12 protein-coding genes are annotated in these 14102 nt (G+C 61.7%); 7 read left to right on the top strand and 5 right to left on the bottom strand.

The genetic code is table 11. The annotated features are described in order from the left end of the window. Positions 1-7: 7 nt before the first annotated feature. Entirely contained in the window at positions 8-175 is a 168-nt protein-coding gene (locus I6G90_RS19075) for a hypothetical protein (RefSeq protein ID WP_005308905.1), read from the bottom strand. Between the two features lie 56 nt (positions 176-231). Between I6G90_RS19075 and I6G90_RS19080 the strand changes: the two genes are divergently transcribed. The 4 genes from I6G90_RS19080 to gshA all read left to right on the top strand — a co-directional run bounded on the left by I6G90_RS19080 (position 232) and on the right by gshA (position 6144). Next, positions 232-1209, top strand: a complete 978-nt coding sequence (locus I6G90_RS19080; RefSeq protein ID WP_232254378.1) for an NADP-dependent oxidoreductase — start codon at positions 232-234, stop codon at positions 1207-1209. Continuing rightward, on the top strand, positions 1206-1643 hold the full coding sequence (locus tag I6G90_RS19085; protein WP_040067497.1) for a YqaA family protein: 438 nt from the start codon (positions 1206-1208) through the stop codon (positions 1641-1643). The genes I6G90_RS19080 and I6G90_RS19085 overlap by 4 nt, the downstream gene beginning before the upstream one ends. Before the next feature lie 27 nt (positions 1644-1670). Further along, positions 1671-4484, top strand: coding sequence for a M16 family metallopeptidase (locus I6G90_RS19090; RefSeq protein ID WP_197928743.1), 2814 nt, complete (start codon positions 1671-1673; stop codon positions 4482-4484). A 61-nt stretch (positions 4485-4545) separates the two neighbouring features. Then, a complete protein-coding gene (gshA, locus tag I6G90_RS19095) occupies positions 4546-6144 on the top strand; it encodes a glutamate--cysteine ligase (protein WP_197928745.1) in 1599 nt (532 codons plus the stop codon). A gap of 45 nt (positions 6145-6189) precedes the next feature. On the opposite strand, the gene I6G90_RS19100 is transcribed toward gshA, so the two are convergent. Both I6G90_RS19100 and I6G90_RS19105 read right to left on the bottom strand, forming a co-directional pair. After that, positions 6190-6912, bottom strand: coding sequence for a lipopolysaccharide kinase InaA family protein (locus tag I6G90_RS19100; protein WP_197928747.1), 723 nt, complete (start codon positions 6910-6912; stop codon positions 6190-6192). A 155-nt stretch (positions 6913-7067) separates the two neighbouring features. Further along, complete coding sequence (locus tag I6G90_RS19105) at positions 7068-8858, bottom strand: AMP-dependent synthetase/ligase (RefSeq protein ID WP_197928749.1); 1791 nt, start codon at positions 8856-8858, stop codon at positions 7068-7070. A 185-nt stretch (positions 8859-9043) separates the two neighbouring features. On the opposite strand from I6G90_RS19105, the gene I6G90_RS19110 reads away from it, so the two are divergent. Next, positions 9044-9589 carry a hypothetical protein gene (locus I6G90_RS19110; protein ID WP_197928751.1) on the top strand — a complete coding sequence of 182 codons (546 nt, stop codon included), beginning with the start codon at positions 9044-9046 and terminating at the stop codon, positions 9587-9589. A gap of 37 nt (positions 9590-9626) precedes the next feature. Here I6G90_RS19110 and rimI read toward each other — a convergent pair whose 3' ends face one another. Next, the gene (rimI, locus tag I6G90_RS19115; RefSeq protein ID WP_197928753.1) at positions 9627-10076 is read right to left on the bottom strand and encodes a ribosomal protein S18-alanine N-acetyltransferase; all 450 of its coding nucleotides are present in this window, start codon (positions 10074-10076) and stop codon (positions 9627-9629) included. Positions 10077-10197: 121 nt separating this feature from the next. Beyond that, positions 10198-10623 (bottom strand): DNA polymerase III subunit psi, encoded by a 426-nt coding sequence (locus I6G90_RS19120; RefSeq protein WP_197931223.1) that lies wholly within the window; start codon positions 10621-10623, stop codon positions 10198-10200. Between the two features lie 318 nt (positions 10624-10941). On the opposite strand from I6G90_RS19120, the gene I6G90_RS19125 reads away from it, so the two are divergent. Continuing rightward, positions 10942-12555 (top strand): ATPase RavA domain-containing protein, encoded by a 1614-nt coding sequence (locus I6G90_RS19125; protein WP_162518083.1) that lies wholly within the window; start codon positions 10942-10944, stop codon positions 12553-12555. 9 nt (positions 12556-12564) lie between these two features. Beyond that, positions 12565-14019: an ATPase RavA stimulator ViaA gene (gene viaA / locus I6G90_RS19130; RefSeq protein ID WP_197928755.1), complete on the top strand. Its 1455-nt coding sequence runs from the start codon at positions 12565-12567 to the stop codon at positions 14017-14019. Positions 14020-14102: the final 83 nt, after the last annotated feature.

The raw sequence follows: 14102 nt of genomic DNA on the forward strand, positions 1-14102 counted from the left end.
GTGACACTCAGTGAGTCAGCACCATCATCAGGCTGAGGAAGGCGGCCAGTCCGCCACCGATGCCGATGATCCAGTAAAACCCCTTGGCCCCCTGTTTGAGCGGGATGCGGAAGTAGAGCAGAAATGCCCACCACCCCAGAGCCAGCAACAGAGGAATAAGAAACATTCGAGCCATGGTGTCCTCGCTGTTATTCTGTTGACCCTTGATCAATCAACAGGATGGATTGTGCAATGACGCAACTACAGATTACCGCATTCGGTGACCCCTCGGTACTCAAGCTCAACCCTTCCCTCGATAAGGTGCCAGCCGATGGCGAAGTGCGGGTGCGCATCTGCTTTGCGGGGGTCAACCCCATCGATGCCAAAACCCGCGCCGGTCTTGGCTGGGCGGCGGCCCAGAACAAGGACAAGCTGCCCTGGACGCCGGGTTATGACGTCTCCGGTGTGGTGGAGAAGGTGGGCCTCGGGGTGACCTCGCTGATCGAAGGGGATCTGGTGTGCGGCATGGTCGGTTTTCCCCTGAGCGCCGGTGGCTACGGGGAGTCTGTGGTGGCAAGCGAGAGCGAGCTGGTCAAACTCGACGGGGTGAGTCTCCAGCAGGGGGCAGCGTTGCCACTGGCCGGTCTCACCGCCTGGCAGGGGCTGTTTGAGCACGGCGCCCTTCAGAGTGGTCAGCGGGTCTTGATCCTCGCTGGCGCCGGTGGTGTCGGCCATCTGGCGGTGCAGTTTGCCAGCGCTTATGGCGCCGAGGTGGTGGCCACCGCCAGTCCCGACAACCATGGCTTCCTGCACGCTCTGGGGGCGAGCTGGATGGTGGATTACCACGACGCGAACTGGCCAGCAGCTGTGGTGGCAGAGGCCGGTCAGGTCGATCTGGTACTGGATCTGGTGGGTGGCGAGAGTGGCAAGGCGGCGCTCGCTTGCGTCAAGCCGGGTGGCCGTGTGGTGACGGTGCCCACCATTACCGCCCAGCTGATCAAGGATGCGGGTGCGGCGGCGGGTATCGAGGTGGTCGGCATGCTGGTTCACCCTGATCAGAAGCAACTGGGTCAGATGTTGATGCTGCTGCGTCAGGGGGAGGTGAAGGTCACCTTCGCCGGTGAGTTCGCTCTGGCCGAGGGAGCGCTGGCCCACCAGGCCATCGAAGGGGGCCATGTGCGTGGCAAGCTGTTGCTGCGGATGCCTGCGGCCGACGGCCTGCCCGGATGAATGGCATTACCGAGATGGGTCTGGGGTGGCTGTTTCTGAGCGCCTTCACCTCCGCCACCCTGCTGCCCGGCAGCTCCGAAGTGCTGCTGGGGGCCATGGCGGCCAAGGGGGAGTGGAGCATGACGAGCCTGTTGCTGTGGGCGACGCTGGGCAATACCCTCGGCTCCATGACCACCTGGTGGCTCGGCTGGCTCGCCACCTTCAAGAAGAAACCGGAAGATTTTCAAGGCCGTGGGGAACAAAAAGCCTTAGGCTGGCTCAAACAACATGGTCACTGGTGTCTGCTGCTTGCCTGGACGCCGGTGGTCGGTGATGGTCTCTGTCTGTTGGCCGGTTGGCTGCGCCTCTCCTTCTGGCGCTCTCTTATCCTGATCGGGCTCGGCAAATTGTTCCGTTATGCCCTGGTTTTTCTGCTGGCCAGTCACATTTTCTAGCCTGTTTTTGTCACTCACGAGGTTACCGTGAACAAAGTCATACCTTTAACGATTCTGCTGGGCTTCACCCTGCCGGTGCTGGCGGCACCGACCCTGATCGCCGAACAGGGCAAGGAGGAGGGCAAGCTCGCCATCCCCTACCAGATGTACAAGCTGGACAACGGCCTGACCGTAATCCTGGCCCCCGATCGCTCCGATCCTCTGGTGCACCTCGATGTGACCTATCACGTCGGCTCATCCCGCGAGACGGTCGGCAAGTCCGGTTTCGCCCACTTCTTCGAGCACATGATGTTCCAGGGCTCGAAACACGTTGGTGATCAGGAGCATATGCGGATCATCAACGAGGCCGGTGGTGACATGAACGGCACCACCAACAAGGACCGCACCAACTACTACGAGACCGTGCCTGCCAACCAGCTGGAAAAAGTGCTCTGGCTGGAGGCGGATCGGATGGGCTTCCTGCTCGATGCGGTGAGCCAGAAGAAGTTCGAGATCCAGCGCGCCACCGTCAAGAACGAGCGGGCCCAGCGGGTCGATAACCAGCCATACGGGCTGGTGAGCGAGAAAGTGGGGGAGGCGCTCTATCCGCGCACTCACCCCTACTCCTGGCAGCCTATCGGTTACGTGGAAGATCTCGACCGGGTCGATGTGAACGACCTCAAGCAGTTCTTCCTGCGCTGGTATGGCCCCAACAACGCCACCCTGACTCTGGGCGGCGACTTTGACAGCAAGCAGGCCCTCGCGTGGATCGAGCAGTACTTCGGCGCCATCCCGCGCGGCCCGGACGTGGCCGAGCCGACGCCAAAGCCGGTGACCCTGCCAGAGACCCGCTACGTGACGCTGCAGGACAAGGTGCACCTGCCGCTGCTCTATATCAGTTATCCGACCGTCTCCCTTGGCGATCCTCAGGAGCCTGCGCTCGACATGTTTGCCGACGTGCTGGGCGGCTCTGCCAGCTCCATGCTCTACCAGTCGCTGGTGAAAACCGGCAAGGCGATCGATGTGGGGGCGTCCCACTACTGCGAAGAGCTGGCCTGTACCCTGACCGTCTACGCCTACCCCAACCCGTCGCAGGATGGCAGCCTCAAGACCCTCAAGGGGGAGGTGGACAAGGTGATCGGCGAGTTCGCCCAGCGCGGTCTCAAGCCGGAAGATCTGGAGAAGGCGATCGCCAAGTACCGTGCCTCCGCCATCTGGGGGCTCGATAGCGTCTCCGGCAAGGTGAGCCAGCTCGCCATGGGTCAGGTGTTTACCCAGGATCCCAACTATGTGTTCAAGACTCTCGATGCCATCGGCAAAGTGACACCGGAGCAGGTGAAGGCCGCCTACGACCAGTTCATCGCGGGCAAACCGGCGGTAGTGCTGAGCGTGGTGCCCAAGGGCAAGACAGAGTGGCAGGTCGCTACCCCGAACTTTACCCCCGCCAAGCGCGAGTTGCCGGATTACAGCAAGCATGACGAGGCGCTGGCCGAACGACCGGTGAAAGACAATTTCGATCGCAGCGTGCAGCCCAAGGCGAGCGAGGCGGTGAGCGTCAAGGTGCCCGCCATCTGGCACGGCAAGCTCGACAAGAACATCGAAATTATCGGCACCCGAAGTGACGAGATCCCCGCGGTCTCCATCATGATTGCCCTGCCGGGCGGCATTCGTGCCGAAGATAAGGGGCAACTGGGGCTGGCCAATCTGACCGCCGCCATGATGGGGCAGGGCACGGTGCGCCTGACCGAGGCTCAGCTCAGCGACGAGTTGCAAAAGCTGGGATCTTCCATCGATGTCTCCAGTGCCCAGTACAACAACCTCATCACCGTCAGCTCGCTGGCGGACAAGTTGCCCCAGACGCTGGCGCTGGTGCGCGAGGTGCTGGAGCGCCCGGGCATGCGGGAGGCGGACTTCGAGCGGGTCAAGGCGCAGCTGCTGCAAGGGATGCAACAAGCGCAGCAACAGCCCGAGTGGCTGGCTGGGCAGGCGTTCCGCGAGCTGGTCTACGGCAAGCAGAACCGCCTCGGTCAACCTACCGACGGGGTGCCGGCCGATGTGGCCAAGCTGACGCTGGCGGATGTGAAGCACTTCTATCAGGCCTACTACAACCCCACCAACGCCAAAGTGGTGGTGGTCGGTGATGTGGGCCAGAAGCAGATCGAGGAGCAACTTGGCTTCCTGACCGAGTGGAAGGGGGCCACGCCGACCCTGGGGGATCTCAAGCTCAAGGGTGAGCAGGCCAAACCGGGTATCTATCTGGTCGACAAGCCGGGGGCGCCCCAGTCGGTGATCCGCATCGGTCGTCGCGCCATGCCGTTCGATACCACGGGGGATTACTTCACCGCCGGGCTGATGAACTTCAACCTGGGTGGTAACTTCAACAGCCGCATCAATCTCAACCTGCGGGAAGAGAAGGGCTACACCTACGGCGCCAGCTCCGGTTTCTCCGCCAACCGCGAGGTGGGTACCTTCGCCACCGGCGCCAATGTGCGGGCCGATGCGACCGTCGATGCCATCCGTCAGTTCCTCAAGGAGATGGACACCTACCGCAAGAGCGGTCCGACCCCGGTCGAGCTGGCCTATATGCGCAGTGCGGTCTCCCAGCAGGATGCCCTCTCCTACGAGACCCTAGGCCAGAAGGCAGGCTTCCTGTTGCAGATGGTGATGTATGATCTGAAGCCGGACTATGTGCAGGCCCAGAGCAACCTGATCAAGACGGTGTCGCCCGAGGTGCTGAAGGCCAGTGCCGCCCGTTGGCTCAATCCGGCCGACATGGTGATCGTGGTGGTGGGAGACAAGCAAAAGCTTGAAAAACCCCTGCAGGAGCTTCATCTTCCCATCTATCCGCTGCAGTTGCCGTAACTGACGCTTTATAAAAATCAAGAGCCGCCCCGGATGGGGCGGCCTCACATGAGCCGTGAATATGACTACAACAAGCTTGTCGCTCACCGAGTTGCTGAATGCGTTGGGATCACCGGAGCGCCGCACCGCGCTCAAGGGGATCCGGCGCGGGATCGAACGTGAATGCCTGCGCATCACGCCGGATGGCCGACTCGCCCAGAGTGACCATCCCCGGGCGCTGGGCTCGGCCCTGACCCATCCCAATATCACCACCGACTACTCGGAGAGCCTGCTGGAGTTCATCACCCCGGCCACCGACTCCATCGACAGCCTGATGGAGCAGCTCGGCGACATCCATCACCATGTGATTCAGCATCTGGGGGACGAGCGGATTTGGCCGCTCTCCATGCCCTGCTTCGTCGGCGGGGAAGAGAGCATCCGGCTGGCCCAATACGGCAGCTCCAACATCGGCAAGATGAAGACCCTCTACCGTCAGGGTTTGAAGAACCGCTACGGCAGCCTGATGCAGGTGATCGCCGGGGTGCACTTCAACTTCTCCATGCCCGACAGCTTCTGGTGCGAGTGGCAGGATCTGGAGTGCGTCGGCTGCTGCAGCCAGCGCTTTATCTCCGACAAGTACATGGGGCTTATTCGCAACGTCTACCGCTTCGGCTGGTTGGTGCCCTATCTGTTTGGTGCGTCCCCGGCCATCTGCGAATCCTTCCTCAAAGGGCGCAAGAGCAACCTGCCGTTCGAGAAGACCGGCAAGGGGACTCTCTATCTGCCTTACGCCACCGCGCTGCGTCTCTCCGATCTCGGTTACACCAACAGTTCCCAGGCGGGGCTAAAGATCAGCCACGACAGCCTGCCGGCCTATGTCAGCAGCCTGCGCCGTGCCATCAATACCCATGACCCCGAGTTCGCCAAGATCGGGGTCAAGGTGAATGGGGAGTACCGCCAGCTCAACGATAACGTGCTGCAGCTGGAGAACGAGCTCTACGCCCCGATCCGCCCCAAGCGCACCCCGCGCAGCGGCGAGAAGCCCTCGGATGCGCTGGATCAGCGCGGCATCGAATACATCGAGCTGCGCACCGTGGACGTCAACCCGTTCACCCCGCTCGGCATCGACGCCGACCAGATCCGCTTCTTCGATCTGTTCCTGGTCTGGTGCCTGCTGCGCCCGTCTGCGGTGCTGAGTGACGAGGAGATTGCCCGCAACCGTCGCAACCAGAACAAGGTGGTGCTGGAAGGGCGTCGTCCCGGCCTGACGCTTGAAGATGAGCAGGGCAATGCCATTGGCCTCAAAGAGTACGGCCTCAAGCTGTTCGACGAGCTGGCTCAGGTGGCCGATCTGCTGGATCGCTGCTGTGGCCGCAACCGCTATCGCGAGACGCTGGCGATGCATCGCGAGAAGCTGCTCAACCCCGAGCTCACCTACTCCGCCCGCATGCTCAAGGAGCTGCTGGAGAGTGGCAAGGACAACGGCTGCTACGGCGACAAGCTGGCGACCCGCTATCGCGAGGAGTTGCTGGCAGGGGCGCTGCAGTACTGGGATGAGGCCTACTTTGCCGGTGAGGCGAAGGATTCGCTGGCCAAGCAGCGGGAGCGCGAACGCAGCGACAGCCTGTCGTTTGACGACTTCCTGGCCGACTACTTCGGAACCCGCACCACCACTGCCTGATATCAAATAAACCAGAAGCCGCTCGATGAGCGGCTTTTTTATTGGTTAAGGCTTTATGGATTGTGGCTGAGGCAGACCAGCCAGACGGCGCAGTTGGGCCAGCAGATAATCCCGGTAGAACTGCCCGAACAGTTTTTTTGGCTCCAGTGAGTCTAAAAATGTCTGGCGCAGCCGCTCCAGATTGCTGGGCAGGCGGCGCACATGGGTATCGATCCAGACGATATTGCCGGCAGGGGATAGCATCAGGTTGCCCAGATGAAGATCCCGATGATAGTAGCCGTGCTTTGCCAGGTGATAGAGATCCTTGGCGAGCCGATGCAGCAGGGCCAGGCGATCGTTCTCCCCTGCCTGTTTGAAGTAGTGTTCGCCGGAGCAGTGCTCCGCCAGGTAGTGCACAGCCAGGAAAGAGGCATGGGGATTGAGCGGGTTGAGGGCGATCCCGGCGGCCTTGCAGGGAACCACCTGTAGCCCGGCCTTGCGCAGGCGGCGATTGCTTTGCCACTCGCGCAGGGCATCGATATGACCCACCAGACGCTTGCCGAGCAGATCCCGACGCCACCAGCCAAGGCTCCAGCGCGGGTACTTGTCTGGCACTATCTTGCACAGGCTGTTGCTGGCGGGATGTAGCCAGAATTGGCTGCTGGCAATGGACTCCAGCCTGCGGGTCAGCTCGCTCTGTTGCAGGGCCCAGTGATCCAGTCCGAGTTCGTCGTGGAGCAGCAGGTAATAGCGTTTCTTGCCGTGCAAGTCGAGAGTGGTCAGCGTCATGGCATCGGGTGTCAAATGGGGGGATGAATCGCATCCATGAGGGATGATGAATATCTGAACCACTTTATGCCCCCCTTGCTGACCGAGGCTGAATGAGCAACAAAAAAGCCGTCCCGGGAGGGGACGGCTTTTTTGGGGAGGACGTAGAGGCGATATCAGACGTGGTTATACATGGCCTCGATTTCGCTCTGGTACTTGGCTTCGATGATCTTGCGACGCAGCTTCATGGTGGGGGTGAGTTCACCCAGCTCCATGGAGAAGGCGCTCGGCAGCAGGGTGAACTTCTTCACCTGCTCGAACTTGGCCAGCTCTTTTTGCAAGTCAGCGATGCGTGCTTCGAAGAACTCCTTCACCCGGGAGTTGCGCAGCAGCTCGCTCTTGCACTGGTACTGCAGGTTGATGGAGCGGGCGTACTCTTCCAGCGACTCGAAGCAGGGGACGATCAGTGCCGAGACGAAGTGGCGGGCATCGGCGACGATGGCGATCTGCTCGATAAAGCGATCCTTGCCGATGGTCCCTTCCACCAGTTGCGGAGCCACGTACTTGCCGTTGGAGGTCTTCATCAGCTCCTTGAGGCGCTCGGTGAAGTAGATATTGCCCTGGCTATCGAGCTCACCGGCATCGCCGGTACGCAGGAAGCCATCTTCGGTCATCACTTCGGCAGTGGCGTCCGGTTTGTTGTAGTAGCCGCGCATCACGGTGGGCGAGCGCACCAACAACTCGTTGTTCTCACCCAGCTTCACTTCGATGCCGTTCAGTGCTGTGCCGATGGAGCCGAGTTTGAACTGGCTGTCTTCATAGCAGCAGACGGTGGCGGTGGTCTCGGTCATGCCGTAGCCGTACTTGAGATTGAGCCCCATCGCCTGGAAGAAGAGGTTCACATCGTCAGCCAGACGGGCGCCCGCTACCGGCAGGAAGCGGGTGCGGCCACCAAAGCGGGCACGCAGCTTGCGAAACACCAGTCGCTCCGCCAGCCAGAGCTGGGCATAGAGTTGCGGGGAGGCGGATTTGCCCGCCTGACGGGTAGCAACCATCTGCTTGCCGACTCGGGTCGCCCAGCCAAACAGGGCGCGACGCAGGGCCGGAGCCTGAGCCACCTTGGCCTGAATCATGGCGTAGGCCTTCTCGTAGAGGCGCGGCACGGCGCACATCACGGTCGGCTGCACTTCGCCAATCACATCCATCACTTTCTGCGGGTCGCGGATATAGACGTTCTCGCCACCGCAGTAGAGCACGTAGAAACTCCAGACCCGCTCGAACACATGGCTAAGTGGCAGCATGCAGAGCGACACATCCTGCGGATTAAGGTCGAGGCGGCTGTTGTGCATCTCGAAACAGGCGGCAACGTTGGCAAAATCGAGCATTACCCCCTTGGGTTCGCCGGTAGTGCCGGAGGTGTAGATCAGGGTCAGCAGGTCGTCCATCCGGTACTGACTCTCGCGCTCGTGCAGCACCTGTTCACTTGGCTGATGGTTGCCGGAGACCAGAAACTCCTGGAAGTGGCTCGCTTGCGGGCAGCCGCGCAGATTGACGTTGCCATCGAGAGCGACGATCTGGCGGATTTCGCCATCCTTTAACAAGTTGAGCGCCTGATCGAACTGGGGCTGTTCACCGACGAACAGCAGGCCGATGTTGGCATCGCGCACGATATAGCGCAGCTGTTCGAGGGTGCTGGTGGGGTAGATAGGGACGCTGACGCCGCGGGCGGCAAGGATGCCGAGATCGGCCTGGGTCCACTCCGGCATGTTACGGGCGTAGATACCGACCATTTCGGTTGGCTGGTGGCCGGCACGGATCAGCGCCTGGGCGCAGTAGTCCATGGCCTGGCCCAGAGTACGCCAGCCGATGGCGCGCCACTGGCCATCTTGCTGAACCCGCAGGGCAGCCTTGTTGCCAAGCTGGGCAATACGTTCACGCATCAGTCGAACCAGATGAAGCTTCGGCATCAGTCAAACATCCTTTAATTACAGTTGTACGCCCGCGAGGGCACTAAAAATCGGGCTAGAGTTTAAACTCCAACATTACAGCTTACAAGTGTTCGCCGTTTGTCTTGGATCACAAAGAGTGCAAATAGCTACGCCTTCGGGCAGGCTGGCCGATACTGCAAGGGAGTGCAAAGAGGGTTAACGATATGAATCTGTGGGTGAAAGGGGCGTTGGCCGCAGTCGGGCTCATGGTGGTGGGTGGCGGTGCAGCCTGGTTCTTTTTTGGCAAGGGCGCGCAGGGGCCCGCCAATCCCTGGTATCAGGGGGCCGAGGGGTATCATCAGGCCCAGCAACAGGCGCTTTCGTTGGGCTATCCGCTGCTCTATGTGCTGGAGACCCCCAAGTGCCGCCGCTGCGGCGATCTGGAGAAGAAATTCTGGCAGAGCAAGGAGATGACCGGCCCGCTCGCCCGGTTGGTGAAGGTGCGGCTCAACCCGGGCAAAGGGGATGGCAGCGAGCAGATCCTGCGCCGCTTTCCCAAGGTCGCCACACCGCCCGGTATCTATATCCAGCAGCCGGGTCAGCCCCTCAGGCCCATCAAGGTCGTGGTGGATATCGACCAGATCTGGATGCCGGGGAAAACCTGGCTGCGGGGCTTCTATATGCCGCTCTCTGCCGCCGGATTCGAGGCGGTGGTGCACACTACCCTCTCCTTGCAGGACCCTGCGCTGGACAACGCCCCCCTCGATTGAGGGGGCCAAGACGCCTGAGCACGGCGAATTGGCTGGATCAGCCGAAATCGAACAGTCGCGACATCAATACCGCATCTTCCCGATCGTTGCCAGTGCCGTAGTAGTCGGCGCGGCGGCAATATTCGGCAAAACCGGCGCTCTCGTAGAGGTTGATGGCGGTCTGGTTACCGGCCCGCACCTCGAGAAACCAGGCCTCTGCACCGGCTTGCTTGCTGCGCGCCAGATAGGCCTGCAACAGCGCCCGTCCTAATCCCTTGCCCTGAAACGCCGGATGCACGCAGATGTTCATCAGCGAGCTGTCACCGGCCACCAGATCCGAGATATAGAAGCCCGCCGGGCGACCGTCGACCATCATCAAGCCGTTGAGATAGCGAGGGCCGAAGCAGGAGAGCAGGTTGGCCTGACTCCACGGCTCCTTGTGAGCGGCTTGCTCGATGGGGTAGACAAGGTCGAAATCGCTCTCGAGCAGGGGACGAAACTCAGGCATGGGGGCTCCGGATGGCAGCATTGTGGGCACCAGGGTTGGCAGAGGCGGCGGCAGGGGCAGCGTGTGTAAAATCAGGTAAAAAGAGCGGCATCACGGTGGGGCTTGGCGGCACGATGCAGGATCACGCCGCGCTGGCCGCAAGGTGCTGGCGCAGTTGTTGCCACAGGGCGCGCTTTTGCGCGGCGCTGGGGGCGAGCGGGCAGATCAGCGCATCCGGCCGCGCGGGGTTGGCCTCCGTCAGCCAGAGCAGCGGTGAGGCGTCCGCCCTTTGCAGGTCGGCGGGCGGCAGCTCGCTGAGCAGGGAGACCTCATCGGGCGTCATGCCGAGCAGTTGGCAGATATCCGCCAGCAGCGTGGTTGCAGGCAGGCTAGGTGCCAGCAGCCAGAGTTTGCCGCTGGGCAGCGGTGCGCTGGTGGCCGGGGCCATCTGGCCGGTATGCTGCTCAAGTTCGGGAGCAGGTTCTGCGCCCAGCAATGCCGGACGACGCAGCTGCCAGCTTTGAATGCCCATGCGGGCCAACATGCTCTGACGAACGGGATCTTGCATCTGGGGCGACTCACTCTTGATCTGCATTGGGGAAAATCGTGTTGCGCAGGGTACACTCGAACCGGTTTTGCTGCACCCTTTGCAACGCATCATCTGGCGCATGCGGGCATGACACGCAGGTCATGATGCTGATAACCACTCTGGTCACGCATGGGCGCTGCAACGTTATCGCACCGCCTGGGCGTTTTTTCCTGCCAGAGTCGGGTATTCTGCGGCAAGAGATACCAGAATAAACATCATAACAAGACAAAACCCAAGGTCGAACAAATGGATATCGCACCTTGGGGTTATCATCATCCCAGCTTCGGAACAGTCTCTATGTCGTCTTTAGCTCAAGCCCAGAACCCCGCACGTCTTATTCCCATCCAGGAGCGGCTGCCCCGGCTGCTGGCGGCTCTTGGCGAGGGGCTCTACGAACGGCAGGATGCCCTGCGCCTCGGTCTGCTGGCCGCCCTCAGTGGCGAGAGCCTCTTCTTGCTGGGCCCGCCCGGCATCGCCAAGAGCCTGATTGCCCGCCGCCTCAAGCTGGCATTTCACGACGCTCGCCATTTTGAATACCTGATGACCCGTTTCAGTACGCCGGAGGAGGTGTTTGGCCCTCTCTCCATTCAGGCGCTGAAAGAGGACGGCAAATACCTGCGCCTCACCGCCGGTTATCTGCCGGAGGCCGAGGTGGTGTTCCTCGACGAGATCTGGAAGGCGGGCCCCGCCATCCTCAATACCCTGCTCACCGCCATCAACGAGCGGCAGTTCCGCAATGGCGACAGCCAGCACCCCATCCCGATGCGCTTGCTGGTGACCGCCTCCAACGAGCTGCCTGCGCCGGATAGCGGGCTGGAAGCGCTCTACGACCGGATGCTGGTGCGGATCTGGATGGACCGGGTGCAGGAGAAGTCGAACTTTCAGGCGATGCTGGCCAGTGATGGCCATGCCCACCAGAACTTGCCGGAATCCTTGCAGATCCGGGGTGATGAGTACGAGCAGTGGCAGAGCCAGATTGAGCAGGTGCGCCTGCCGGATGCCTGTTTCGAGCTCATCTACCAGCTGCGCCAGCAGCTCGACAGCCAGCTGGCCCACCGCTGTTATGTGTCGGATCGCCGCTGGAAGAAGGCGGTACGGCTCATCAAGGCGAGTGCCTTCTTCAATGGCCGCGACGAGGTGGCCCCCCTCGACCTGCTGCTGTTCAAGGATTGCCTCTGGCATGACGAGGAGTCCCGCACCACCCTGATGGAGATGATGACCGAGTTCTCCCGTCTCTATGGTTATCAGCAACTGGCGATGACCCGCCAGCTGCTGGCGCTGCGCGATCAGTTCAAACAGCTGAAACAGAGCGTGGCTCAGCGGCTCTGCACCAAAGCGCGTCAGCGCAAGCAGTGGTTTGGCCGCCGCGCCCGGGGCATCGAGATCCCGCTCGCCAATGCCAGACCCTTTGGCAAACAGGTGCACTTTCATCTGCTCACTCCGGCGCCGCTGGATGGCAGCGATCCCGAGCGCCTCACTCGCACGCTGGTGTTCGATCGTACCCTGCTCTCCCACTGGCGCCCCACCGGCGAGGCGCTGGTCGGCTATCAGTTCGGCAACCCGAAAGAGGGGCATTACGAGCTGGTGCTCGATGATGAACTGCGGCTTCAGGTGCTCGATATCCAGCGCCAGCAGATCCCGCTGGTATTGATGGAACGCAACGCCATTCCCGAAGTGGTGCTGGAGCCCTGGTTGCAGGCGCTCGACGAGCAACTGGTTCAGGTCGGCAAGGTGATGCAGGAGCTCAAGCAGCAGCGCAGCCTGTTCGAGCGTCATCAACAACACCTCTTTATTTCCTCACGCTGGCTGCAGCAAGTGGAAGACAGTTTCTTCGTGCTGAACCGGGATCTCGAACTGCTGCGCAGCGAGTTGGTGCAGTGGCGCGAACGGTTGCCGAGGCTGGACGAGTAAGGGGCGCACATGCTTGAGATCGGCATGCTGGATCTGGGGCTCCTGATGGGCGAAGGGGAGCTGGCGGGTGAGGTGGCGCTCCTGCTGGCCGCCTCGCCCAAGATATCCGAATTTATCAAACGCTCCCCGCTGCAAGGCAAACTGCTGAAAAAGCGCCTGCAGAGCTGGGGCGAACAGCTCGGCGAGGAGATCCGCCACAAGCCGGTGCCGGTCGCGCTGGAGCAGGAGTACCTGCTCTATCAGGCCCATCGGCAACTGCCGATGACCGAGTTGATTGGTCGCCTGCCCGGCCTGCTGGAGTCGCTTGATCAGTACAGCCCCTTCGCCGGTGAGGCCCGCTCCTTGGTGCGCCAGCTGATGGCTCACCCCACCGAGGGGCTGCGCCAGCTCTTTATCGACAAGTGGCGCGCCAGTCTGGTGGGGAGCCTGTTGCAGTTGCAGCAGCAGATCGCCGAGGCGGAGCGGGAGAAGCAGCGTCAGGAGATTGAAGATCAACTGCTGGCGAGCCGCACCCTGGCTGATGCCCTCGATCCCAACCAGATTTCTGCGGGCGGCCTGTGGGATCTGGCGCAGGGACACTGGCACAAGCGCAGTCTGGTGCTGATCAAGCAATATGCCCGCATGTTGCAGCGCGAGCCCTTGCTGGCGGAGATCGCGGGTCTGCTCGGGCGCAGCGAGCGGGATCGGCGAGCGCAGGAGCAACCGGTGCCGCCAGTCGAGGTGCTGGAGCTGGAGCCCGCCCCCAGCGATGATGTGCCAGACGATCTGGTGGGCATTCATCAGGCCAGCGATCTGATGCGGCTATTGCCAAGCGAGGCGGTGATGCTGGGGCTGCCGGAGCTGGAGCTGGAGTTCTATCGCCGCTATCTGGAGCGGCGGCTGCTCAGCTACCAGTCGCGCGGCACCCTGCCGCGCCAGCGCATCATGCTGCGCACCCCCGAGCAGGGCGGCAAGCAACTGCAGCAGCGCGGCCCCTTTATCGTCTGTGTCGATACCTCCGGCTCCATGGGCGGCTATCCCGAGGAGTGTGCCAAGGCACTGTTTCTGGCGTTGCTCAAGGTGGCGATGGATGAGAAGCGCGGCAGCTACCTGATGCTCTTCTCCACCGAGGTGGCGACCCTCGAGATCACCGCGGATACCGGACTGGAAAAGGCGGAGCGCTTCCTCTCCATGAGTTTTCACGGCGGTACCGATCTGGTGCCCTGCCTTGAGAAGGCGCTGGCCAAGCTCGATGATCCTGCCTTTGCCAAGGCCGATGTGCTGGTCATCTCCGACTTTATCGCCCAGAGCCTGCCTCACGCCCTGCTCGATCAGATGAATCGCTATCGTCAGCGCCAGACCCGTTTTCACGCTGTCGCCATGTCCCGCCATGCCAAACCGGCCTTGCTGCGGGTCTTCGACAACAGCTGGCTGCTCGATTGCGGCTTGCGTGGTCGGCTGCTGCGGCGCTGGCAGCATCACTAGTAACCGGGAGGGCCCTGCGTTACGTTGCGCCCTCTTGCCGCCGTGATTGTCCCGCGAGCGTTCAACTCAATGATGTCGCTGTA

The sequence above is a fragment of the Aeromonas allosaccharophila genome, assembly GCF_016026615.1.
Classification (GTDB): domain Bacteria; phylum Pseudomonadota; class Gammaproteobacteria; order Enterobacterales; family Aeromonadaceae; genus Aeromonas; species Aeromonas allosaccharophila.